17 protein-coding genes are annotated in these 25,302 nt (G+C 46.5%); 2 read left to right on the forward strand and 15 right to left on the reverse strand.

Annotated elements, in window-relative coordinates; genetic code table 11:
- Positions 1-35: 35 nt before the first annotated feature.
- The 4 genes from rfbD to RA178_RS15050 form a co-directional block, all read right to left on the reverse strand.
- Complete coding sequence (rfbD, locus tag RA178_RS15035; RefSeq protein ID WP_306682560.1) at positions 36-1,169, reverse strand: dTDP-4-dehydrorhamnose reductase; 1,134 nt, start codon at positions 1,167-1,169, stop codon at positions 36-38.
- A gap of 6 nt (positions 1,170-1,175) precedes the next feature.
- Positions 1,176-1,940, reverse strand: coding sequence for a phosphatase (locus RA178_RS15040; RefSeq protein WP_028760589.1), 765 nt, complete (start codon positions 1,938-1,940; stop codon positions 1,176-1,178).
- 50 nt (positions 1,941-1,990) lie between these two features.
- A complete protein-coding gene (locus tag RA178_RS15045; protein ID WP_306682562.1) occupies positions 1,991-5,212 on the reverse strand; it encodes a DEAD/DEAH box helicase in 3,222 nt (1,073 codons plus the stop codon).
- A gap of 263 nt (positions 5,213-5,475) precedes the next feature.
- On the reverse strand, positions 5,476-7,335 hold the full coding sequence (locus tag RA178_RS15050; protein ID WP_306682564.1) for a DUF885 domain-containing protein: 1,860 nt from the start codon (positions 7,333-7,335) through the stop codon (positions 5,476-5,478).
- Positions 7,336-7,902: 567 nt separating this feature from the next.
- Between RA178_RS15050 and cspE the strand changes: the two genes are divergently transcribed.
- Positions 7,903-8,112 carry a transcription antiterminator/RNA stability regulator CspE gene (gene cspE, locus RA178_RS15055; protein WP_006080998.1) on the forward strand — a complete coding sequence of 70 codons (210 nt, stop codon included), beginning with the start codon at positions 7,903-7,905 and terminating at the stop codon, positions 8,110-8,112.
- A 110-nt stretch (positions 8,113-8,222) separates the two neighbouring features.
- On the opposite strand, the gene RA178_RS15060 is transcribed toward cspE, so the two are convergent.
- Entirely contained in the window at positions 8,223-10,169 is a 1,947-nt protein-coding gene (locus RA178_RS15060; protein ID WP_212600036.1) for a monovalent cation:proton antiporter family protein, read from the reverse strand.
- Positions 10,170-10,339: 170 nt separating this feature from the next.
- Between RA178_RS15060 and dgcS the strand changes: the two genes are divergently transcribed.
- Positions 10,340-11,230, forward strand: a complete 891-nt coding sequence (dgcS, locus tag RA178_RS15065) for a diguanylate cyclase DgcS (protein WP_105249714.1) — start codon at positions 10,340-10,342, stop codon at positions 11,228-11,230.
- A 140-nt stretch (positions 11,231-11,370) separates the two neighbouring features.
- Here dgcS and tilS read toward each other — a convergent pair whose 3' ends face one another.
- The 10 genes from tilS to rseP form a co-directional block, all read right to left on the reverse strand.
- Complete coding sequence (gene tilS, locus RA178_RS15070; protein WP_306682573.1) at positions 11,371-12,810, reverse strand: tRNA lysidine(34) synthetase TilS; 1,440 nt, start codon at positions 12,808-12,810, stop codon at positions 11,371-11,373.
- 41 nt (positions 12,811-12,851) lie between these two features.
- A complete protein-coding gene (dnaE, locus tag RA178_RS15075) occupies positions 12,852-16,325 on the reverse strand; it encodes a DNA polymerase III subunit alpha (protein WP_263254753.1) in 3,474 nt (1,157 codons plus the stop codon).
- Between the two features lie 150 nt (positions 16,326-16,475).
- Positions 16,476-17,108, reverse strand: coding sequence for a ribonuclease HII (gene rnhB, locus RA178_RS15080; protein ID WP_306682575.1), 633 nt, complete (start codon positions 17,106-17,108; stop codon positions 16,476-16,478).
- A complete protein-coding gene (gene lpxB, locus RA178_RS15085) occupies positions 17,108-18,286 on the reverse strand; it encodes a lipid-A-disaccharide synthase (protein WP_113938987.1) in 1,179 nt (392 codons plus the stop codon). The genes rnhB and lpxB overlap by 1 nt, the downstream gene beginning before the upstream one ends.
- Before the next feature lie 241 nt (positions 18,287-18,527).
- Positions 18,528-19,298, reverse strand: coding sequence for an acyl-ACP--UDP-N-acetylglucosamine O-acyltransferase (lpxA, locus tag RA178_RS15090; protein ID WP_028760598.1), 771 nt, complete (start codon positions 19,296-19,298; stop codon positions 18,528-18,530).
- Positions 19,295-19,759, reverse strand: coding sequence for a 3-hydroxyacyl-ACP dehydratase FabZ (fabZ, locus tag RA178_RS15095; protein ID WP_006080990.1), 465 nt, complete (start codon positions 19,757-19,759; stop codon positions 19,295-19,297). Before fabZ ends, lpxA begins: the two co-directional genes overlap by 4 nt.
- A 31-nt stretch (positions 19,760-19,790) precedes the next feature.
- Positions 19,791-20,816 carry a UDP-3-O-(3-hydroxymyristoyl)glucosamine N-acyltransferase gene (gene lpxD / locus RA178_RS15100; protein WP_105249717.1) on the reverse strand — a complete coding sequence of 342 codons (1,026 nt, stop codon included), beginning with the start codon at positions 20,814-20,816 and terminating at the stop codon, positions 19,791-19,793.
- A gap of 3 nt (positions 20,817-20,819) precedes the next feature.
- Entirely contained in the window at positions 20,820-21,317 is a 498-nt protein-coding gene (locus RA178_RS15105) for an OmpH/Skp family outer membrane protein (RefSeq protein ID WP_028760600.1), read from the reverse strand.
- Positions 21,318-21,381: 64 nt separating this feature from the next.
- A complete protein-coding gene (gene bamA, locus RA178_RS15110; RefSeq protein ID WP_028760601.1) occupies positions 21,382-23,862 on the reverse strand; it encodes an outer membrane protein assembly factor BamA in 2,481 nt (826 codons plus the stop codon).
- Between the two features lie 31 nt (positions 23,863-23,893).
- Entirely contained in the window at positions 23,894-25,264 is a 1,371-nt protein-coding gene (gene rseP / locus RA178_RS15115; RefSeq protein WP_168823182.1) for a sigma E protease regulator RseP, read from the reverse strand.
- Positions 25,265-25,302: the final 38 nt, after the last annotated feature.

The following is a 25,302-nucleotide window of genomic DNA, read 5'->3' on the forward strand; positions in this document are numbered from 1 at the left end:
TGATTAAAACGGCCTAAACCCAAATGTGAGTCACGTTAATTGTCGTCATAATAGCGTCGCAACATGCAATTCAGTTGCTGACGCCAATCTTGCCATACGACGTTATCAGGCATAAACAGTGCGGTATTGACAGCCAAAGCGGACTGCACTTTGGCACTATTCAACACGCTATAACTCGGTCTTTTTGCCAAACTCACGCCGCGATTTAATGCTTGTTTAGCATAGTGAGCGCTGGTAATCGGCTGGATAACTACTGGCAGACTTAACAGATTGAGCGCTAGGGCTTGTCGCTGGATTTCACAGGCAAATTCATACCAACTGCATTGGCCTTGGGCGCTGTAATGAAATACGCCCGAGCACTGTTGCATGACTAATTGCCAAATCACCTTAGCGAGTGCATCACTCCACGTCGGACAGCCGATTTGATCGACTATCACCTGCAAGCTTGGTTGAGTGCGCATCAAGTTCAGTATGGTTTGGACAAAATTATGCCCATCTTGACCGTAGAGCCATGAGGTACGCACAATCGTTGCATCCTCGCCCAGAACCGCCAATACCTTCTGCTCGCCGAGCAACTTACTCGTACCGTAAGCAGACAACGGCTCGGGAGCATCAAGTTCAACAAATGGCCTTGGTAAATGATTTGGAGCTGAGTCTAGATTTTGATACTGCTCAACGCCAGTTTCTCTAACATCACGAACAGCATGACCACCAAACACATAATCGCTCGACACATGCAGTAGGCGCGCGCCCGACAGCCAACATTGCTGCGCCAATAACTCAGGGCCGAGTGCATTCACGCGATTGGCTTCGATTGCATCATGCTCAGCTATGTCGACCGCATTATAGGCCGCACAATTGATCACCCAGCTTGGTCGATATTGAATAAACACGGCGGCAATATTGGCGGCATCGGTAATGTCTAACTGACTGCGACTCAGCGCATAAAGCTTAATTGGTGCGCCTATGTTTACACTTATGTTTGTGTTTGCACTTGTGTTTGCGATGGTATTTGGGGCTAGCTCGCCAATATCGGCAGCGACTCTCAGCAAGGCCTTAGCGAGCTGACTCTTCGCACCAGTGATTAACACCACTTGAGGAGTGTTAGCGTCTGTGGCACTCGCCACCCCGCATTGAAATGGCGTCACTTTAGTTGCCACTATTTTCATCACTAATCAACAGCATGGCTCATCGTCACTGAATAAGGGGATCAAATCAGCAACGGTTTCATGGCCACGGGCGGCTAAAAAGGCTAAGAGTGCTGAAGGACTTCGATTGAGTAATCGTGATGGCGGATAAGCCACTTCATCGATAATCGCTTGCGCCCGCGCAAAACCGCCTAAGCTAAAAGCCACATGGGAATCAGAGCCCATAACTAAAATCGTGCCAAATTCCTTGGCCGCTTTGGCAATCGCAGTGCAATTGGCTTCGCTGCCCTTACGGGACACTTCAAAGGAGGAATTGTTAATTTCGAGCGCCACACCGTATTCGGCAGCGGCGCGGGCAACAGCTTCAATATCAATCGGATAGGCTGGATTACCTGGATGAGTAATGATATCAACCTTGCCGCTCTTAATCGCATTAATCATGGCCTCTGTGTGAGTCGCTTTATCTGACGGAGGATAGACGGGCTCATGAAATCCTGCGAGCACAATATCGAGCTGCTTTAAATAATCACCAAAGAAATCAATCTCGCCGTCGATATTTTTGATATTGGCTTCGATACCCCGCAAAATCCCGACGCCATCAACCATACGTGGCAAAACTCTCAAATTCACAAAGTGCCAAAAATGCGGCGCATCGGCCATCGCAGGCCCATGATCTGTGGTGGCAAATAGGCGAATCCCCTTCTGCTTTGCCACCGCTAAGTAGTCATGAATCGTGCTATAAGCATGGCTCGAAGCCACAGTATGGGTATGAGTGTCGACTTGGTACTGCATGGTTCACCTCAGTCAAATGATTCAATCAATTTAGAAAAACTGGCCACTATTTAGCTAAAAAGCGATAACAGTTCATCGGCACTTCCTTGCCATGTGCCCTTGCCTTTACCTTCGAGAATACTGTCCGCCAGACTTTGCTTATGCTGCTGCATTTCTTGGATTTTTTCTTCTACTGTACCTTCTGCAATCAGCTTATAGACAAACACGGGCTTATCTTGACCGATACGATGGGCTCTATCCGTAGCCTGTTTTTCCGCCGCCGGATTCCACCAGGGATCATAGTGGATCACAGTATCCGCCGCGGTGAGATTAAGCCCAGTGCCGCCGGCTTTTAAGCTGATTAAGAACACAGGCGTATCGCCCTCTTGGAACTTATCTATCTGCGCTTGACGCAGGCGAGTTTGTCCTGTGAGCTTACTGTAATCGAGCCCCAAGTCCACCAGCTCAGCTTCAATCAAGCTGAGCATGCTAGTGAACTGGCTGAAAATCAATATCTTACGTCCCTCTTGCACCATCTCGGGCAAGTTTTGTTTTAGCCAGTCTAACTTAGCATTATTCTTCACTTTCTGCGCTTGCTCTAACTTCACCAAGCGCGGATCACAGCAGGCTTGGCGTAGCTTAAGTAAGGCATCGAGAAACTCGATATGACTGCTACCAACGCCTTGAGTGGCAAATAAATCCCGCAGTTTTTTCTCCATCACCAGTCGAATACTCTCGTAGAGATTTCGCTGATCTTTTTCTAACTCTAAGCTCTGGGATATTTCGGTTTTAGGGGGTAATTCACCGACCACTTCATCTTTGGTTCGGCGCAGCACAAAAGGCGCAATCCGTTGACTCAAGATTTGCGCTTGCTCCATATCGCCATAACGTTCGATTTTGTGCCTAAAGGATTTGTTAAAAAAAGCATTAGTACCGAGTAATCCTGGCAAACTAAAATCCATCAAGGACTTAAGTTCACCTAAGTGATTTTCAAGCGGCGTACCCGACAGGCACAATCTAAACGGCGCTTTAAGATCTTTAATCACTTGAGTCACTTTCGCCTGCGCATTTTTTATCTGCTGCGCTTCATCCAGCACGATATGTTCAAACACATGCTGTTGATAATAGTCACTGTCGCGCACGATCAGCGGATAGGTCGTCACCACAATATCAAACTCATTTAAGCGTTCGAGTAAAGGCTTACGCAAGGCGCCATGAATAACGACTACCTTTAACAATGGCGCAAATTTCGCGGCTTCTTTCGCCCAATTGCCCACCAAGCTGGTTGGGCAAATAATGAGGCTCGGTGCATGGTTAGCCCCTGCGGGTTTTAGTTCTTGCTGCTTGAGTAAAAAGGCCAAGGTTTGAATGGTTTTCCCCAGCCCCATATCATCGGCCAAAATACCGCCAAGCTGATATTCCTTTAAGAAACAGAGCCAATTTAAGCCTTGCTGTTGATACTGGCGTAACTCAGCATGTAAGTTGTCTGGGACTGTGACCTCTAACACACCGTTAAAATTTTCGAGCTTAGTCGCTAAACTGCGCACTCGTTCACCATTAAGCAAACGAATATCACTGTCGGCAAAATCATTTAATAGGTGGGCACGGTATTTAGGCAAAGACACGCTATTGCCTTTGTGGCTATCGAACAGTTCTAAAATAATGCTGATCAGCGGCTTAATCACGCTGGCTTTGACTTTTAACCAATCACCATTTGGGCTGGGCAACAGCAGTTCTGCATCATCGGCGGGCTCACCGTACTGCTTAAGCCAAGTGGCAATTAAGGGCAGCATAGGCACTATTTGACCATCGATGTCAGCATTCAGTGACAGAGAAAACCACCCCTCTTGCGTATCATCCAGCTCAATCGCCAGCGGAGTCTCAATGACATTTAAGCTGAAATTGTCGGCAAAATGCACTTGGTAACCTAAAGCCTCTAGCGCCGGGATTTCCTGTTGAATAAAGTGCAACCAAACATCAATCGTTTCAGGCAGTGAACCTAACCCCCAAATACTGACATAGCTGCCACTGTTAGGGATAAAAGAAGGCGCCAGCTCCACCAGTTCCAATGCCATCAGACGATTAATCGCATCCATTTCCGCATCGAGTTGACGCACGACTTGATAGGTTTTGCCTTGATGAGTGACTAAGGACAAGGGCTCGTCGGGATACTGACCGCCGAGCACCACATCTTGATAGATAAACTCCAGCAGCACTAATGGCTGCGCCATAGCAAACTCAGGTAAATCCTGCGATGTTAAGGTCAACCTAACTTGAAGCGGCACTTGCAGCTCGACAAAATCAATCAAAGCAGGCGTAGGTACCGTTTTCGCCGAAAAATGCTTAATCAGTTTGTGGCTCACCAGTTCAATCTGTGAGCTAGGCACTGGCGGCATCTGACTGAGTAATAACAGCTTTTCAACACTGATCTCAGTGTCCAATGCGCCCACTTTAAAATAATCTAAATCGATATAAGTCGGTGGCTCACAGGGGATCAGCTCCCAATTGTCCTTATTGGGCAGCCTTAACTGCATTTGTTTATGCTCGGCATCCTTATCTAACCAAATGAATTCAGGCTTGCTCGCTTCACCTCGGGTGAGCGGTAAACGACTCTCCTCCCAAAAACACCGCCCAGTGACGAGCATTTTTTCCAGTGCCATGGCACCTAACTGAGCTTTAAGATACAGGCGAGAGGCACCATGGCGACGAGTTGACATGATGAGATTGATGATGAGCACGTCTTCAGCGCCAATCCAAGCGGGCATGTAATATTGCACGTCGGATAAAGCGATTTTCGAGCCTTTGTTATAGCCACCATTCTTCGCCAACTTGCCTTTTCTTAGCTCAAGAAAGACACCGTTATCATCTTTAGATAACACGTACAGCACGCGATCGTCGTAGAGTAAATCGACATTTGAAACCGTGAGATCATCACTTTCGTCTAGCAGATGTAACCACTGAGCAATACGTTGATCCTCAACGGTTCTATCACTCAGTAAACTGTAAAGTACGGCAGCAATATGTTTGCAATGCCCAGTGGCGGGACATGAACAGAAGCCATTCATGATCAACTTATGGTTCATGCTGACAAGGCGAATATCCTGCCGATAGGGCTGGGATTCCGTCCCCATGACACGACCTTCAATATGACGAAAATCGGCGTTCGCTTTGGCGCTCAACACCCGTCCCTTCATCACATAATCACGGGCACGCATTAAGGTTGGCGGCGTGAATAATGACTCAATCGTGGTTCGAGTCAATTGGATAGGATCTTGGGGGGACAAGCGATTCATGTAAAAACCTTGAAACTAAAAATATCAACTCCGAGCAATAGCAAGCCATTGCCGCGCGACATTTATCAATAAGTTGTGTGGGATTGTATTGAAAGCCTTGGCCGAAAGCCAGAATGATAGCCACGATAGACAGCACCACCATGCCCGCAGGATAAAAATAACAAACTTATCCGCAGACATGGAACTGGCCTTACTTAGATGTAAACAATTGATAAACAATGCTTTACTATTAATAGCCAAGCATTAACTGTTACCGCCAAACGCTAAATTTTCGCTTTAGCGTCAGTGGCTTTAGCCCCAGCACTTTTTTTATCAGCAATGTAGCGGTCGACCAGTGTTTCTAAGATATCCAAAGGAACTGCACCATTCTTCAGAACTACATCGTGGAAATCCCTGAGATCGAACTTATCACCTAAGGCCAACTTGGCTTTTTCGCGCAGTTCGAGAATTTTCATCATGCCGACTTTATAAGCCGTCGCTTGACCTGGCATAACGATATAACGCTCAATCTCTGCCGTGACATCACGATCGGACATGCCAGTATTTTTCTTCATATAGTCAATCGCTTGCTCGCGAGTCCAACGGCTATGATGAATACCTGTATCTACCACTAGACGCACAGCGCGGAACAACTCTGCCTGCAGACGACCAATATTATCAAAGGGATCCTTTTGAAAACCGAGCTCCCACGCCAAACGTTCGCTATATAAAGCCCAACCTTCAATGTACGCCGTAAAAGGCGCCATCTTACGAATAAGTGGCATACCTTCTAACTCCATCGCCACCGCAATTTGGAAATGATGCCCAGGGATCCCCTCGTGGTAGGCTAAAGTGCGCATACCGTATTTAGGCGTAGCCTTGATGTCATATAAATTGGCATAGAAACGCCCTGGACGACTACCGTCAATCGCGGGCTGCTGATAATAGGCACCCGGTGCCGTTTTCTCTTTAAACTCAGGAATACGCACCACTTCCATGCCCGCTTCGGGTCGAATACGGAAGGCATCACCGAGTCCCGCATTCACTTCATCAAGAATCGCTTGATAATCGACGAGGATTTGCGCCCTACCCGCATCGCTATCCTCGTAGTAAAACTTAGGATCGGCGGCTAATGCTTCAATCGCGACCGAGAAACCTTGGCTCACATCGTAACCTTCAGCAGCTAAAATAGTCATGATTTCATTTTGAATACGATCTACCTCAGCGAGCCCTTTGGCATGGATTTCATCCGCAGTGTAATTGGTGGTCGTGAAGAACTTCAGCAGTTGCTCATAGGCAAGGGAGCCATTAGGCAGCGCCCAATAACCATCATCCGTCCCAGCTTTGGCTTGTAGCTGGGTAAGGTAGTCGATAAATAATTGATACGCTGGATGCACGTAACCTTTAATGTCCGCTTCCGCCGCTGCCAATAACCGTGCTTGCTCATCGGCACTGATATCCGTGTCAGCCAATTTAGTTTTGAAGGAACTGTAGAGAATATTGTCTTGCACTGGCATCGCGACAAACTCATTCATCTCGGTCAGAACACGCTCAATCACAAACTTTGGCGGGATAATACCCTTAGCCTCACGAATTTTTAAACCTTCGAGAGTTTGCGCAAACTTAAGTTTCACTTTTTGTAAACGCGACAGATAGTTTTCAGCATCGCCCACAGAATGCACTTGGTGCTGCGCCTGCATAAAGCTGGGGTAACCGTTTTGCACGCCAAACAACTGATTCAGCGGATAGTTATGGTAACGATACGGCTCAGAGACCAGCGCAAAATCGGCAAGATATAAGGCAATATCCTTGGAGATACGTTGATTTTCATCTAAATCCGCATCGGAATAGCTCAATAGGGTTTCACGCAGATCTCGCACTTGCGCGAAAGTCTTATCCATCGCCTCAGGACTATCGTCATCCAACTCTGCGTTATGGCCTGTAATCCCTACCGATTCTAAGAAACCCAATGAGGTTAAGGTCTCAGGGCTTTCGAAAGCCATCTTGACCACACTGCGGTCTAGAAATGCGCGAAAGAAAAACGGCTTTTTCGCAAACCATTCATGGGCGACCAGCGCCACTAATAACAGCACTAAGACTAAGCTGCCAAGTCCAATCCGTTTTAGTACTGTTTTCAACGTCATTCTCCATTCTTATTATATTCAATCTAAAGTTATCGCCCTGAATCCATAGCTCAAGCACGTTTTTATTGAATGACGAGAATACCATTAACCACAAATAAGCAACAATTCAATAACGTAACGAATCATGACAGAATCCTTACCTAAGCATACAAGCCCGCATTTAAACCTCATGGAACGGATTAAAAGGTTAATCGCAAGTCAGTCGTGGCAAACATAAAAAAACTTTTACACTAGATAACAATCAAACATAAAACCTATTGCTTTGAATATTAAGAGTTATATCTAATTCCGCACTCAATAAGTAGCAAAAAAGCAGTTTCAATATGAGAAGTATTTAAAAATAAAACTATACAAACCCCTAGAGTATGTTAATCTGCACTCCGGCCTGTGATTCAGACCTATTTATAAGCAATATTATGTATTTGAAAACCTTCGCTACGCCTGTAATATTTTTTTTGCTGTCATGAAGCTTTCCACTCATAACTTATCATCAATGTAAATAATTCTATTTCTGGCTAACATACCGCATAATTGCGAATTATTTGTTTGAAAATTTTGGAGACATTCATGTCTAAAACTACTGGTGTAGTTAAATGGTTTAACGAAGATAAAGGTTTTGGTTTTATTTCTCCTGACAATGGTGGCGCTGACGCATTCGTTCATTTCCGCGCAATCGTTTCAGAAGGCTTTAAAACTCTTGCTGAAGGTCAAAAGGTTTCTTTTGACATCGAACAAGGCCAAAAAGGTCCTCAAGCTGCGAACGTAGTTATTCTGTAATTAGACTTTGTCTAATTTAAGTTAACAAGTTCCAGACAAAAATGCCGACACTATGTCGGCATTTTTATATCTGCATTTTCATCCATCTCAAAAGAGTGACCCTCAGGCCTTTAGCCATGTAGGAGCTTAGCCTCAGCTTTCTCAAGTCGCCGTGGTTTACCCACTATCAGTAAGATATCCCCTGCACGAAAAACCCAGTCCTGCTCAGGATGTTCCACTTCGGCGCCATTGCGACGAATCGCCCTTAGCTCTACTTTCAGTGTTTCCCACAGGATATCGGCAACGGTTTTACCAATCGCATCAGCCCCACGCGGTAATGCCACCGCATGCAATGACTCTAAAGTAAAATCAGTTTCTGTGCCGGAAAAGAAGCCGTGTAAAAATTGATAATGATTGCGCCGCTCAGATTCTAGTCGTTTTAGGATCCGTGCCAATGGCACACCACATTGGTGTAGTACCTGCGATACTAACATCAAGCTCCCCTCTAAAGACTCAGGGATCACTTGATTAGCTCCTGCCTTTTTAAGCAAGTCTAGATCGCTGTCATCTTTGGTTCTAACTAAAATTTTAGCCTCTGGTGCCAATAACTTACATAAAGGTAAGACTTCTTCTAAACTACGTGACTCACAAAAAGTGATAACGATCATCTTGGCCTGTTTAACGCCCATTTGTTTTAAAATTGCCCGTTTACACACATCACCGAAATAAATAGGTTCGCCCGCACGACGCGCTTCAGTGACGCGCGTTGGATCGAGATCCAATACCAGATAGGGTACAGCTTCAGTTTTTAAAAAACGGGCAATGGTTTGTCCTACTCGGCCGTAACCAAAAATCATCACCAGCTCATGATCATCCATCATCAATGGCACAGCTTCATCCACATGCTTTGCCTGACGGATCCCCAGCGCCCACTTAGCAATATCCACACTATGACGAACTAACCAAGGAGCTATTGCCATGGAAAGCACGGCGACCATGACTAATATGGTACTGATCTCATTATTTAAAAGTTGATAGTTGACCGCTAAAGCCAATACCACAAAACTGAACTCCCCCACTTGAGCTAAGCTCATAGCCGTACTCATCGCAATTCGAAAAGGCTCACCTACTAATCTTAAAATGCCATGAATGATCAGCGCCTTACCTAGCACAACCGCCACTAAGATCAGCAGTATCTGCCACCAGAAACGCATCACTAAAGTAAAGTCCAGCATCATGCCAATGGAGATGAAAAACAGCCCCATCAATAGATCACGAAACGGTCGTATATCCGCCTCAAGTTGGCGGCGGTACTGGCTTTCTCCCAGCAGCATACCCGCCATAAATGCCCCCAGCGCCATAGATAATCCTAGCCACTGAGTAAAAGCCCCTGTGACAAGCGCAACGACTAAGGTCGATAATACAAACAGCTCATTGGAGCGAGAACGCGCAACCTCATCAAATATCCGCGGCAATGCCCACTTACCAAACGCCATTAAGAGGAAAAAGGCCAATATGCCTTTGAGCAAGGCAAAGGCGATATCCGCGACCATCAAAGGTTCGCCGCCATTGGCCAGTAATGGCAATAGGATCAACAACGGCACAACCGCTAAATCTTGGAACAAAAGCACGCTGACGGAGAGTTCGCCATGGCGGCGCCTCAGCCATCCCTGTTCATTGAGTAATTTAAGGACTATAGCAGTAGATGACAACGCGATGGCTGCACCGATAACCAAGGCTTCAACCCAATTCAGGCCGCACAATAGGGCAACGCCCATGGTCAACAAGGTCGTTATCACCATCTGTGCACTGCCTAAGCCAAATACGGTCCGGCGCATGGCCCACAGCCGCGGCACAGAGAACTCTAAGCCTAAGGTAAACATCAGCAGCACAACGCCAAGCTCGGCGACAGATTGCATTTGATGCTGGGTAAACCAATGAAAACCACTCGGGCCACTCACAACCCCTGTGAGTAAATAAGCCAGAATTGCAGGTAGGCCCAAACGACGCAGCACAGCAATGGCCACAATGGCAATCACGAGCATAAGTAATACTTGGATTAAAAAGCTATGTTCCATTGGGGCTATGACTCCTGTCAAAATGCTGACGTGTCAAAAAATCTAACGCTGAGTTTTAAGCTTAACTGAATGACTAACAAAGACAAATTTTATTAACAAATATTGCGGCACGGTATTTGCTTAGACTAGGTTAGAGATGTATCGCACTAACATTTGCTGGAGTGATGATTATGGACTTTGGCCTAGCGACCGAGCTGTATCCCGACGAATATCGCTATCAAACAGAACATTATAGTCCCAATGATAATCCATTGGACTTGATACAAGTGATCCAACAACTGCATGCCAGTTTAGATCCTAGGACAGTCTTTGCCTGCTATGGCAAAGTGCTGGGACAACACTTGCCGATCCAAGGCGTGCGCTTAACCTATGGCGAGCACAAATTCAGCTGGGGCAAACGTTATGGTATCAGCGTCAAACGACAGCTCATGTGTGCAGGAATGCCATTAACGATTCAGTACCAACTAGTGACGCCATTCACGCCATCACAAACCTCAAACTTACAGGATATTGAACCGCTGTTATTGCAACCTTTATTAAATGCGTTGCAATATCAAGAAATGTCGATGCAAGCTATGTTTGACTCGCTCACTGGCTTAGGCAATCGCCATTATTACAGTCAGAGTCTCAGTAATGCGACCGCCAGAGCCCATCGAAAACAAGGAGCCGTCGCTCTCATAGTGCTCGATCTTGATAACTTTAAACAACTTAATGATAAATTCGGCCATAAATGTGGTGACTATATTCTGAAGGAATTTGGTGACATCATTCGTGCAACCATACGCAATACAGATCAAGCCTTCCGGATTGGTGGTGATGAATTCGTCATTATTGTCCAAGGCAATATTCATGCGGCTGGCTTGTTATGTGAACGGATTGTCTCGGTAATCAATCAGCACAGTAGTTTCAATCAATTTGGGGTGAGCTGTAGTTTAGGGGCGGCAGAATCACACGATACCATTGAAGCCGAACAACTTTATGAACTTGCCGATAAGGCGCTTTATCAAGCCAAAGCCGCCGGACGTAACTGCTATAAACTCAGCCAAAATCAATTAGTTTAACACGCGCAGGGATGCCAAATGAAATGCGATAACTCACTCGCAGCGCGTACCCCATAAAGGTCTAAATCAAACTGACGCGCTGCGTTCCACTCTCCTCTCGCTTTCCTAGAACACACCAATATTCCAAGATTGACTCTCGACTAGAATTCCTTTGCTTCCTCAACAAACACCTGTAAACCAAGTCCATTCGACTCAACAATAAAGCCCTTTTCAACCCACAGCCCAATTGCCATCACCAGTTGCTCACCATAAAACACAAAACCCACCTTTTCGCGTACCCAAGGCGGAATGGCAAACTCTTGCCACAGTTTCTTTAATTCTCGCCCCTTACCCCGAGAATGCGGGTGGCAGCGAAATTGTCCCGCAAGTTGATAACGCACACTAACGACTTCATTAGGCCAAGGTAAACGGACTCTGGGACCTTGTTCTGTCACTATCAGCCTAATCTGCTCACCATTCGCTAAGTCCGCAGGCGACACGACTAATTCGGTACTATCTCCCTGTAATAAAGAAATAAAGTCATGCTGTGGCAAGGTCCAACTCACAGGCTGAGTGTGACGTTTGTGAGTTTGATACTTGAATAAATAGACTTGATTAGCAAAGCGGCGGATTTCACACTCACCCACTCGAATATGCACTTTAGCATCGTCTTTCGCGTTAAGAAGCTGAGTGATGATTTGCTTAAGCTGCACCTTTGAGGGCAAAGCAAAACCTTGGGATTCAATAAAGCCACGCAAGAGTAACGCTTGCCAGTCGGCTGACTGTTCGGCAAAACCATCGAGCTTGAATACACTTTGAGTATGGTAAGGCGCTTGGGTTAACCATAAAGGTAAACGTTCACTCACCTGTAAATCCAGCGTCGCCTGTTGTTCGGCGCACAATGCCGCACTGCGACTCGCAGTTGTCGCAATACTCGGCCAACGCGCTTTTAAGCGGGGAATGATTTCTAAGCGTAAAAAATTTCGATCGTACTTATCGTCTTGATTACTTTCATCTTCAATATGCACTAAGCCCTGCTGTTTTGCGTAGGCTTCAATCTGCTCACGGCTGATATCCAATAACGGCCGCAATTGTTTGCCTTGTGCTAATGCTTGTACTTGCCCCATGGCCGCCAGCCCTTTCGGGCCTTGACCACGTTTGAGCGCCAGCAGAATAGTTTCGAGCTGATCGTCTTCATGGTGAGCTGTCAACAACACATCATTTTCGCTTAAATGCCGTTCAATCGCTTGATAACGGACTTTTCGAGCTTCGGCTTCAAGGCTCAATCTTGGTCCACGATTAACCGCGACTCGCTCAACCGTCACGGGCAGGTCGTAATACTGGCCCCGCTCAAGGCAATGCTGTGCCCAAGCCTCAGCGTTATCGCTTAGGCCATGGTGTACATACACTAGCAGATAATTAAACTCCGGATGTTGCCGTGCAAACTGGCTTAAACCAAAGGCCAAGACTTCGGAATCAACCCCACCACTGTAAGCCAGTACTAACTTGCTGTCAGGCGCTAAGGATTGCGCAGCCAAAAAATCACAGATATGCGCGCTGAGATCGCCTGCAGTCAACGCTTCGTCACGCTTAGCCGACATAAGTTAACTTCATCTGTTTACACCTAAGACATTCGCCAACATTAGAATAAAATTCTCACCTTGTTTGGCCCGAGGAGCGATTCGAGCGAGAGCATCAAGTCATCGGTCGGATTCACTCGCCAAGCATCGGCTAACCTAAACTGACCTTTGGCTTGAGCTTGAGTGTAATTGATCACCACAGGCACGGCGCCGTTACGCCACGGGCTTAGGGCTTGCTCGAAAGTGTCTAACGCCGATGGCGTTAACTCGCTGCCATCCATATCAATTTCCAGCGCTTTGGCAAAGTGGCTGCGCGCCTCACTGATATCTATGATGTTACGCGCCGTCATACGGTTGCCGCCGGCAAAATCATCGTAACTCACCTCACCTTCACAAATGAGGATGCGGTCTTTCTCCAGCAGATGATTAAACTTTTCAAAGGCTTCGGTAAACAACATGATTTCAAGACGTGCGCTCTTATCATCGAGCGTCAACAGACCCATTTTCGAGCCGCGTTTGGTCAGCATCACTCGCGTTGCCACCACTAAACCCGCAGCCTTAGCGGTTTTACCGCGTTCGGTGGGATGCACATCTTTCAAACGACCGGACGTGTAATGCTTAAGCTCTTTTAAATATTGATTGATCGGATGACCGGTCAAATACAAGCCTAGGGTTTCGCGCTCGCCTTCGAGCCAAATTTTATCTGGCCATGGGGTACATTCGACAAACTGCTGCTTACTGTCTTCGGGTTCACTGTTGAGCAAACCAAACATATCGTGTTGGCCAATCGCCTCTGCTTTTGCATGTTGATCGGCAGCGCGAATCGCTTCGGGCAAGGTTGCCATCATAGACGCACGATGCGGCCCAAGAGTATCGAGTGCGCCCGCGCAGATCAGCTTTTCAATCACGCGCTTATTGAGCTTTTTCAAATCAATACGGGCACAGAAATCGAATAGATCCACGAAGGGGCCATCTTTACGCGCCTCTAAAATCGATTCAACTGGACCTTCACCCACGCCTTTAATGGCGCCAATGCCATAAACGATGCGCAAATCATCATCGACGGTAAATTTGAACAAGCCTTTGTTCACATCCGGAGGAATGAGCGGTAGCCCCATACGCTCACATTCATCGACCAAAGTCACAATTTTATCTGTGTTGTCCATATCGGCCGACATTACCGCCGCCATAAACTGCGAAGGATAATGGGTTTTTAGCCATAATGTCTGATAAGACACAAGCGCATAGGCGGCTGAGTGAGATTTGTTAAAACCGTAGCCGGCGAACTTTTCCACTAAGTCGAAGATCTTCATCGACAAGTCGCCGTCGACACCGTTATTGATTGCGCCCTCTTTAAAGATACTGCGCTGCTTGGCCATCTCTTCGGGCTTTTTCTTACCCATAGCACGGCGCAACATGTCGGCGCCGCCAAGGGTGTAACCCGATAACACCTGTGCAATCTGCATCACTTGCTCTTGATACAGAATAATGCCGTAGGTCGGTGATAACAGTTCTTTTAAGGATTCATGCTGGTACTGAGAATCGGGATACGATACTTCCTCGCGCCCATGCTTACGCTCGATGAAGTTATCTACCATGCCCGATTGCAAAGGCCCAGGGCGGAACAATGCCACCAGTGCGATCATGTCTTCGAAACAGTCGGGTTGCAGACGTTTAATCAAATCCTTCATACCGCGGGATTCCAACTGGAATACCGCTGTGGTTTCATATTTTTGCAACAAGCGGAAAGATGCCGCATCCGTTAACGGAATCGCTTCGATACGCACAGGTGGGCGACCGTTTTTGACCTCGACCTTGTTCACCATCTCCAGTGCCCAGTCGATGATTGTCAAAGTACGTAAACCCAAAAAGTCGAATTTAACTAAACCTGCGGTTTCGACGTCGTTTTTATCGAATTGTGTTACTGGATTTTTACCTTCAGCGTCGCAATAGAGCGGCGCAAAATCGGTAATTTTAGTTGGTGCAATCACCACACCACCCGCGTGTTTACCCGCGTTACGCGTCACACCTTCGAGCTTGCGACACATGTCGATCAGATCTTTTACGTCTTCATCGGCATCATAGGATTCTTGCAGGGCTGGCTCGACCTCAAACGCTTTTGCCAGGGTCATCCCAGGTTCTGGTGGAATGAGTTTAGAAATTCGGTCAACGAAGCCATAGGGATGACCGAGCACACGGCCAACATCGCGAATAACCGCTTTTGCCGCCATAGTCCCGAAAGTGATGATTTGCGATACTGCTTCGCGACCGTACAATTCGGCCACATGGTCGATCACTTCATCACGTCTATCCATGCAAAAGTCGACGTCAAAGTCGGGCATAGAAACCCGCTCAGGGTTGAGGAATCGCTCGAACAGTAAATCAAATTCCAATGGGTCTAAGTCGGTAATCTTAAGCGCATAGGCCACGAGTGAACCCGCGCCCGAGCCACGACCAGGCCCTACTGGAATACCGTTATCTTTACCCCATTGGATGAACTCCATTACGATCAAGAAGTAACCGGGGAACCCCATCTGGTTGATCACTTTAAGTTCAATGTCGAGGCGCTCATCGTATTCGCCGCGTTTCTCGGCGCGCACCTCAGGATTGGGGAACAAGAATTCGAGCCGCTCTTCAAGGCCCTTCTTCGAACAATCGACCAGAAAGTCTTCGATGGACATATCACCCGTCGGGAAGTTGGGCAGGAAATATTCGTACAAACGGATCGTTACATTACAGCGTTTAGCGATTTCGACACTGTTCGCCAACGCCGCAGGAATGTCGGCGAATAGTTCACACATTTCCTCTTCGCTACGCAAATACTGCTGTTCACTGTATTTTTTAGGTCGACGAGGATCTGCAAGGGTAAAGCCATCGTGAATTGCCACCCGAATTTCGTGGGCATCAAAATCTTCGGGTTTAAGAAACACCACCTGATTGGTCGCCACAACAGGGATGCCCTTCTCCTGCGCTAAGGCCACCGCCATATGCAGATAACGCTCTTCATCGGGGCGACCTGTGCGGATAAGCTCGAGGAAATAACGGTCAGTGAAATGGGTCTGATAAAAGTCGCATAAAGATTCGACTTGTGTGCCATTGCCCTTGAGCAGTGCCTTACCCAGATCGCCTTCTTTGGCGCCCGATAACAGCAAAATGCCTTCGTTATAAGTGAGTAACCACTCTTGGTCTATCACTACACGGCCGGCCACTTGGCCACGCAAATAGGCTTGACTGATGATTTGGGTCAGATTTTGATAACCGACATTGTTCATCGCAATAATGGTTAAGGCGCATAATTCGCCTTCAAATCCGGGCACTTGCATCCAAAAATCGGCACCAATAATCGGCTTGATCCCCGCACCATGGCAACCACTGTAAAACTTCACCAAACCACAAAAGTTATTTTGGTCAGTCAAGGCGACCGCGGCCATTCCCTGCGCTTCCACCTGCGCCAAAATAGGCTTGACCTTGGCCACGCCATCGGTCATAGAGAAGTCACTGTGGACACGAAGATGCACAAAACGAGGATCGGACATAATTAGGATTATCTTTGAATAGCAGGTTAACAATAACTAGAAAGCAGACTAACAAAGTCACGCAGCCAGAGCCAGTGACTTTGCTGGATAACGGGAACTTATACCCAAACAACCTGAAACTCGTATCTTCAGGTGGCTTGGGAGCACAACTTACAGTCCCAGTAATGCCTTGACGGGTTTAAAACTTTTACGATATTGGTCAAATACCCCATGTTCGGCGATGGCCTCAAAATGCGCCTTAGTCGGATAGCCCTTATGCTTAGCAAAACCGTATTGCGGATAAGCAGCATCGAGCACATCCATCTCACGATCCCGCGTCACTTTGGCGATAATCGATGCGGCACTAATACTGGCAATTAAACCATCACCTTTAATGATGCTGTGACTGGTAAGCGAGACGCCATTATGGGCAACAAATGCCGGACTGCGATTGCCATCGACTAACACCAACGCAGGCGCAATCTTAAGCCCTGCAACCGCGCGCTGCATTGCCAACATAGTGGCATGCAAGATATTAAGCGTATCGATTTCAGCAGGACTTGCGCGGCCCACGTGATAACACAGGGCTTTTTCACAAATCTCATAAAACAAAGCTTCGCGGCGCTTCTCACTGAGTTTCTTGGAATCATTCAGACCACTGATGGGCTTGTTTGGATCTAAAATCACAGCCGCAGTCACTACATCGCCGACTAAAGGCCCACGGCCGACTTCATCCACACCAGCAATTAATCCCGTCGAAAAGGCCAGCAAATCGGCGTCGGTTAAACTTTTAAAAATTGCCACTAGTTAGCCTCCAGCGATTTAGCATGACTTGGTTTAGGCTCAACCAGTGCCATTACCGCTTCAGCGGCTTTTAAGCTCGCATCACGGCGTAACACTTGGTGCAGGGCATCAAATTCAGCTTTGAGCGGCGTAAAATCTCGATTTAACTCGACTGTGACCGCCGCAGCTATTTTCTCTGGCGTGCAATCTTCTTGAATGAGCTCAGGGACGAGATCTTTTCCAGCCAGTAGATTCGGTAACGAGAAACGCTCGACCTGCATCATGCGCTTAGCAATCCAATAGGTCATAGGGCTAACACGATAAGCCACCACCATTGGACGCTTAACCAACATGGCTTCTAACGTCGCGGTGCCAGAAGCTAATAAAATGCCATCGGCAGCCGCCATGACTTCGCGCGACTGACCTTCGACCATATGAATTTCGAGATCGGGTGCAAAATCCTTCAACGCTTGCTCAAATTGCTCACGGCGCTTTTGATTTACCAGTGGCGTCACAAAACGTATATCAGGGAAGTTCTGTTTAATCAGTAAAGCCGCCTTCACGAAAGGCTCAGCCAGTTGCTTTAACTCGCCACCACGGGATCCCGGTAGAATCGCTAAATATTCTGCATCGGCATCGAGTTCAAGTAACTGACGCGCCGCCGCTTTATCGCTTCGCAACGGAATATCATCCGCTAAGGTATGACCCACAAAGGTGCAAGGTACTTGATGCTTGTCATAAAAAGCTTTCTCAAATGGCAATAACGACAACACCATATGGGTCGCCTTCGCGATTTTGAATATACGTTTTGGGCGCCATGCCCACACGGATGGGCTCACATAATGGACGGTTTTAATACCGCGCGCTTTGAGTTTAAGCTCGAGGCCTATATTAAAATCCGGTGCATCTATGCCAATAAAACAATCGGGCTTAAGCGCGGTGATCTCTTTAATCAAGGATGACCGCACTTTTAATAAGCGAGGTAGACGAGATAACACTTCAACGATTCCCATCACTGCGAGTTCTTCCATCGCAAACAGGGATTTGAAGCCTAGGGCTTCCATGCGGGGTCCACCGATACCGACAAAGCGCGCATCGGGATGGGTCTTTTGCAGCGCAGCCATTAAACCTGCACCTAAAATATCGCCTGAGAGTTCTCCGGCAACCATGGCAAACACTAATGGAGTTTTATTGCTCATAAACCAATCACGTCTCATGAATTAATGGCATTGGATGAAGAGGTAAACCGCACCTAAAATGCATCGTTCCAAGCCTACACTTATGTTAAGTTAATGATTCAATTAATGACTAAGCTCATTTATGGTCGAATGCATTGATGAATAAACACATTTTTAACGGCTACGTCTACCACAAAAAAGGCTTAAACCAATAATACAAAAGGGCATAAAAATGCCCTTTTGTTGTCATGTGGTCATCAAGTTAGCGAATAATGCCGCGACTCGATGACTTTACAAACTCAAGCAGTAATTTGACTTGCTCATCATTCTGCGCATCTTCAGCTAATGCTTCAATCGCTTCTTCTACCGTTAAACTGCTACGGTATAACGTTTTATAAGCACGACGCACGGCTAACTGGCTTTCTTTAGAAAAACCGCGACGCTTCATACCCTCACTGTTTAAGCCGCGAGGCACCGTCGGTTGACCCGCTGCCATCACAAAGGGAGGCACATCCTGCAGTACTAAAGAACAACCAGCAGTAAATGCATGGGCACCAATATGCACAAACTGATGCACACCTGTCATACCGCCTAAAATCGCCCAGTCACCGACGTGCACGTGACCTGCAATAGATGCATTATTCGCCATGATGACATTATCGCCGACCACACAGTCATGGGCGATATGCACATAGTTCATAAACAGGTTATTCGACCCAATACGGGTTTCACTGTTATCTTGAACTGTACCGCGGTGAATGGTCACGTTTTCACGGATGACGTTATTGTCACCAATGATCAGTCGTGTCGGCTCGCCAGCGTACTTTTTGTCTTGGCATTCTTCACCAACGGAGGCGAATTGAAAAATACGATTCCCTTTGCCGATAATCGTTGGGCCTTTGACCACCACATGGGAACTCAACCAACAATCATCACCAATTTCGACGCCCGCACCGATATAGGTCCAAGGGCCAATAGTGACGTTATTGCCAATTTTTGCATCGGGATGCACAAACGCTAATGTATCTATCACTGACTAATCTCTCTGCGGGCACACATGATTTCAGCGGAACAAACCACTTCACCATCCACTTTGGCCTCACCGTAGAAAACGCCAATCCCGCGGCGCTCTTTAATCATTTTGACATCAAAATGAATTTGATCTCCTGGCTCAACCACACGTCTAAAACGCGCATTATCGATACCAGCAAAGTAATACAACACACCTGGTGGTGGTACATCACTACTCATCGTTTTAAAGGCTAACAGGCCAGTTGCCTGTGCCATCGCTTCTAAAATAAGCACACCTGGCATCACAGGTTGTATCGGGAAATGTCCCTGAAAAAATGGCTCATTTATTGAAACGTTTTTGATCGCCTGCAGACTAACACCAGGAGTGTAATCAAGCACACGATCGATCAATAGGAATGGATATCTATGGGGTAGATATTTAAGTATTTCTTTAATATCCATAGTGTTCATTTGATTAGACACGAACCGAGTTCCTCAAATTGCCTTGGGGCAATTAATCTGGTGTTTTTAAATTTTTTTCCAACGTTTTAACACGCTGGAACAGTTCATCTAACTGACGGAAACGAACTGTATTTTTACGCCAAAGTTTATTGTCCATTGCCACGGTGGCAGAAGAGTATAAACCAGGCTCACGCATATTAGTGGTGATATTGGTAGCACCAGACACATGCACACCATCGGCAATGCTCAAATGACCTGCGATGGCACAGCTACCGCCAATAATACAATATTTACCAATAGTGACACTGCCAGCAACAGTAGTACTGCCTGCAATAGCAGTATTTTCGCCGATTATATCGTTATGGGCAATTTGCACTTGGTTATCAATAATCACACCGTCGTGGATCTCTGTATGGCCTAATGCCCCACGATCTACCGTTGAATTAGCACCAATTTCAACCCGATCGCCAATACGCACGCCACCTGTCTGCGGAATTTTAATCCACTGACCACGTTCGTTAGCATAACCAAAACCATCTGAGCCTAATACGGCACCCGAATGGATAATACAATCCTGTCCTAAATGCACATCGTGATAGACGGTGACATTAGCCCACAAACGTGTTTTTGAGCCAATAACCACATCTTGTCCCAGCACAACACCGGCACCGATCTGCACATTTTCACCTAAAATGACGTTCGCACCAATCACAGCATTCGCGCCAATAGCGACACCTTCCCCTAAATGGGCTGAAGGATCAATTTGTGCCGAAGGATGGATACCCACCGCTGCTTTGGGTGTAGTGTCCAAATACTGAGCAACACGAGCAAAACCGACATATGGATCTTTTACAATTAACGCAGTACCTTGATAATCCTGCGCATCTTTAGCTGACAATAACACCGCACTCGCTTGAGTTGCCTCAAGCTGAGAGCGGTATTTACTGTTGGCTAAAAAAGAGATCTGACCCGCCTTGGCATTTTCTAAGGTCGCCACACTATTAATAATTAGCGTTTCGTCGCCTTGGATATCACCGTCTAATAACAGGCATAGCTCTTTTAAAGTCACACTATTCATCTATTACTTGCCTTTGCTTAAGGCTTCAACCACTTTGCCACTGATGTCAGCGTTAGGCTTAACATAAATGACAGCACCACGTTGTAATACCAAATCATATTGGTCTTTTTCAGCGATAGTGTTGATGGCTTTTTGCACTTTAACTAACAGTTTATTTTGCTCTTCACCTTGGCGACGACGTAGGTCTTCATCCAATGCTTTGCCTTTTAACTGATATTCAGATTTTAGCGATTCCATTTTACGAACCAGCTCAGTTTTTTGTGCATCGTTCATTAATGCACCATCACGTTGCTGCTTCTCCATCAGAGAACGCATTTCTTCTTGCATTTTTTGGACATCAGCTACGCGATCACCAAACTCTTTCTTCAGAGATTGAGAGATCTGTTCACGTTGTGGGAGCTGTTCAAACACAGCGCCCATATCCACTACGGCAATTTTCTCAGCATGTGCCACTAACGGCGCGCCTAACAAAACTAACGTCATCAGCGCGCAATTTACCATCTTGTTCAAAATAAACTCCTTGTTACCTTGTTATTGTCAGCAAAACTTGCCGAGTGTATGCCTTTTAAAAAGTTTTGCCAATATTGAAAGAGAAGATCTCCGTTTGGTCACCTTCATATTCTTTAAGCGGCCACGCCAAGCTGAACACCATAGGTCCCATAGGTGATAACCATTGAACACTCAAGCCCCAAGAGGCGCGCAGGCGAGCTGGATCACTATAGTCTTGTAACTTAGCAAACTCGTCCGCCGGAAGTGTTTGATATGACTCGTAATCAAACTCAGTATCCCAGACGTTACCCGCATCGACAAAGAAGCTAGTACGAACTGAGTTAGTGTAAGCCTCATCCAGGAATGGGGTTGGTACAATCAACTCCATACTTGCCGTTGCAAGGGCATTACCACCGATAGAGCGGCCAGAACTGACTTGGATACTATTAGGATCGCCAGGCAAGCTACAGCCATCGCCCGATGGATCCGGTGCACACGGCTCACTACCTCGATAGAGATAGAATGAACGTGGACCTACAGAGTTCGACTTAAAGCCACGTAGCGAGCTACTACCACCTGAGTAATAGTTTTCCCAGAAAGGTAAAATTTGGTCATTATCATTAAATTGACCATAACCGTTACCATAACCTAATCGACCACGGGCCAAGAGCACAACGCTCTGACTGCGGTTAACAGGGAAATAGTAGTTAGTGTCAAAGTCTGTCTTAAAATACTGTAAATCAGACCCTGGCGAAGTCATTTTGCCGTTCAGACGCTGGGACGAGCCGTCTGTTGGGAAAGTGCCACGGTTCAAGGTGCTACGATACCAGCCCAGGCTGAGTTCAAAGTTATCGAAACTTAAGTCCGCGTTTGGATCGTCATCACGATAGATGTTATAGAAACGCAGCGCCTGCTCATAAGCTGAGATCTCAGAAATCGTGTTGTGACGATAGCCAATACCACCATTAATACGGTTGTATTCGTTAATCGGGAAACCCGAGTTAAGCGCCACACCATAAGAACTGTTTTTATAGCGTTCTAAGTTAGCTTCATTGGCGTCAAACTCACTCCAATAAACGCTCCCGCCTAAACTCACACCGTCTTTTGTCCAGTACGGATCGGTATAGGATAAGTTAACGTTTTTAGAGTACTTGTTGGTGCTCAAGCTAATACCCGCTTGATTACCTGTGCCTAAGAAGTTGTTTTGCTGTACACCAAACTGCAAACTCAGACCTGATTCAGTACCATAACCGACACCCGCGTTGAATGAGCCCGACGGCTGCTCTTTCACTTTAACCGCAACATCGACTAAATCATCGGTACCTGGCACTTGAATGGTTTCAGTGTCAACGGTTTCGAAGAAACCCAAACGGTTAAGACGCGCTTTAGATTGCTCAACTTGCGCTGAGTTTAACCAAGCGCCTTCCATCTGACGCAGCTCACGGCGCATCACTTCATCTTTAGTCACTGTGTTACCAGTGAAGTTAATCGCCCGTACGTAAACACGTTTACCCGGTTTAACATTGATGTTTAAGGTGACTTCTTTAGTCTTATCATCAATTTCAGGGTAGGTTTTCACTTCAGGGTAAGCATAACCGAAGCGGCCTAAATACTTGCTGTACATTTCTTCGGTGAAAGTCACATCACCGCCGTTGTACATATCACCCGCTTTGATTGGCAGAATTGATTTCATCAACTCTTCACGACCCATCAAATCACCCGTCAGGTTTACTTCTTTAACTTTATATTTCTCACCTTCGTCTACGTTGATGGTAATATATAAACCTTTACGGTCAGGCGTCATAGCCACTTGAGTCGAAGTGACTTCGAAGCGGATATAACCTTTATTGTGGTAATAGGTTTTGATGGTCTCGAGATCGGCCTGCAGCTTTTGCTTCTGATAACGGCGTTCGCCGAACAGATCCCACCAAGCCACATAATCTTTAAGTTCCAGCATGCCAATCAACTCAGCATCGGTGAACTCATGATTACCGACCACGTTAATTTGGCGGATTTCGGCCGCTAAACCTTCGGTAAACTTAAATTTCAGCTCAACCCGATTACGGGGTAAGTTAATCACTTGGGCTTCCACTTTCGCACCGTATTTACCCACGCCGTAGTAGAAATCCTGCAGACCCTTTTCAATACCAGTCAACATAGTACGATCGAGGGACTCACCGACTTTAACGCCAGAACCGTCCAGACTTTCCTGTAACTGTTCGTCTTTAATGTCTTTGTTGCCATCAAATGTCACGGCACTAATAGTCGGACGCTCAGTGACTTTCACCACTAATACGCCGCCATCTCGGCTCACGGAGACATTTTCAAAGTTAGTCGATGCATACAAGCTTTTAATCGCTTGCTGGATTCTTAACTGGTCAACAGTGTCACCTACTTTTACTGGTAAGCTTAACAAGGCAGCACCGAGTGCAACTCGTTGCAAACCTTCAACTTGGATGTCGGTCACTTCAAACGGTTGGAAAGTATCAGCCAACACAGTCCCTGAAAACGACGCACCGACGAATAACATCGAGGCAAAAAGTTTATTCAATCTCATAGAGCACTTCTAATTATTAGTCTGTCCTTGCTCAGAGTCGGGCAAAATCATTGAAAAGCGCAACGCTCATCAACATCAGCAGTATTGCTGCCCCAAATCTGAATCCTATTTCCTGCACCTTTTCAGGTACAGGTTTACCAGTTATTACTTCAATAAAGTAATACAGCAGGTGTCCCCCATCGAGCACAGGTAAAGGCAGCAAGTTAATGATGCCTAAATTGACGCTGATGAGCGCGAGGAACCCGAGAAAATAGACCAAGCCATAGTTTGCACTACTGCCCGCACCCTGTGCGATCGAAATGGGTCCACTCAGGTTTTTCACCGACACATCGCCGGTAAATAATTTGCCAATCATCTTAAAGCTCACAGCAACAAGTTGCCATGTTTTATCCGCTGCTATGCCGAAAGAATCGATTGGTCCATATTCAAGTTGTAAACGCATATTGTCTGGCCATTGTGCTTGGGTTGGGCTCACCCCGAGCATACCTATCTCTTGGCCATCGGCATTTTTACTGCTTAAGGGTGTCACTGCCACATTAAACTGTTCGCCATTGCGACGCACAGTTAAACTCACAGGCACATTGGCAGAATGTTGAATAATGTCAACAAAAGCCTGCCAATCGGTATAATTTTTACCATTTATTGCGACTAAGGTGTCACCGACTTTTAGCTCACTATTCGCAGCGGCACTGTCAGGACTAATCGCAGCAATGGTGGGGACGATTTCGGGACGATAAATCCCTAACCCTAATGCCGTAATCGGGGATTCTTTTTCAGGATCAAAACGCCAATTACGCGTATCTAAGGTGTAAGACCGCGCACTAGAATCCAAACCTTGCAAACCATTCAATGGCATCAGCGATACACTCAGACTTTCATCACCTATGTGGCCGACTAAAGCTAAATTCACTTCTTCCCAGTTACGCACAGCCTGACCGGAAATGGCCGTTATTTGCATTGGCTCTGTAATTTGAATTTGCGCAGCAGCAGTCCCGGGTGTCGTCGAGGTGATCACAGGCTTAAGTGATGGCACACCAATCAGATACATAAAATACAGGGCAACGATGGCAAAAATAAAGTTAGCAATTGGACCTGCGGCCACAATCGCAATACGTTGCCATACGGTTTTACGATTGAACGCTTGATCTTTTAATTCATCGGGAACGTCTTCAACACGCTCATCGAGCATTTTGACATAGCCACCAAGGGGGATCATGGCTAACACATATTCAGTGCCGTCTTTACCAACACGGCGCCAAATAGCCTTACCAAAACCAATGGAGAAACGTTCGACTTTCACGCCACAACGTCGCGCGATATAGAAATGGCCGTATTCGTGGGCAGTAATTAACAGACCCAGTGCAACGATGAAAGAACCTAAGTTCCATAAAAAATCTAACATCCCACTCCTTACGTTATAAATTTAATCACTCAGCTATT

Origin of the sequence: Shewanella oncorhynchi, from assembly GCF_030848765.1 — a bacterium.
Taxonomy (GTDB): domain Bacteria; phylum Pseudomonadota; class Gammaproteobacteria; order Enterobacterales; family Shewanellaceae; genus Shewanella; species Shewanella oncorhynchi.

What these genes read in the sequence shown, in the direction of transcription:
- RA178_RS15060 (WP_212600036.1), bottom strand. Translation starts at nt 10,169, where the DNA reads ATGGAACATAGCTTTTTAATCCAAGTATTACTTATGCTCGTGATTGCC.
- RA178_RS15040 (WP_028760589.1), bottom strand. Translation starts at nt 1,940, where the DNA reads ATGCAGTACCAAGTCGACACTCATACCCATACTGTGGCTTCGAGCCAT.
- dnaE (WP_263254753.1), bottom strand. Translation starts at nt 16,325, where the DNA reads ATGTCCGATCCTCGTTTTGTGCATCTTCGTGTCCACAGTGACTTCTCT.
- RA178_RS15105 (WP_028760600.1), bottom strand. Translation starts at nt 21,317, where the DNA reads ATGGTAAATTGCGCGCTGATGACGTTAGTTTTGTTAGGCGCGCCGTTA.
- tilS (WP_306682573.1), bottom strand. Translation starts at nt 12,810, where the DNA reads ATGTCGGCTAAGCGTGACGAAGCGTTGACTGCAGGCGATCTCAGCGCG.
- RA178_RS15050 (WP_306682564.1), bottom strand. Translation starts at nt 7,335, where the DNA reads ATGACGTTGAAAACAGTACTAAAACGGATTGGACTTGGCAGCTTAGTC.
- RA178_RS15045 (WP_306682562.1), bottom strand. Translation starts at nt 5,212, where the DNA reads ATGAATCGCTTGTCCCCCCAAGATCCTATCCAATTGACTCGAACCACG.
- dgcS (WP_105249714.1), top strand. Translation starts at nt 10,340, where the DNA reads ATGGACTTTGGCCTAGCGACCGAGCTGTATCCCGACGAATATCGCTAT.
- cspE (WP_006080998.1), top strand. Translation starts at nt 7,903, where the DNA reads ATGTCTAAAACTACTGGTGTAGTTAAATGGTTTAACGAAGATAAAGGT.
- rseP (WP_168823182.1), bottom strand. Translation starts at nt 25,264, where the DNA reads ATGTTAGATTTTTTATGGAACTTAGGTTCTTTCATCGTTGCACTGGGT.
- bamA (WP_028760601.1), bottom strand. Translation starts at nt 23,862, where the DNA reads ATGAGATTGAATAAACTTTTTGCCTCGATGTTATTCGTCGGTGCGTCG.
- lpxB (WP_113938987.1), bottom strand. Translation starts at nt 18,286, where the DNA reads ATGAGCAATAAAACTCCATTAGTGTTTGCCATGGTTGCCGGAGAACTC.
- rfbD (WP_306682560.1), bottom strand. Translation starts at nt 1,169, where the DNA reads ATGAAAATAGTGGCAACTAAAGTGACGCCATTTCAATGCGGGGTGGCG.
- lpxD (WP_105249717.1), bottom strand. Translation starts at nt 20,816, where the DNA reads ATGAATAGTGTGACTTTAAAAGAGCTATGCCTGTTATTAGACGGTGAT.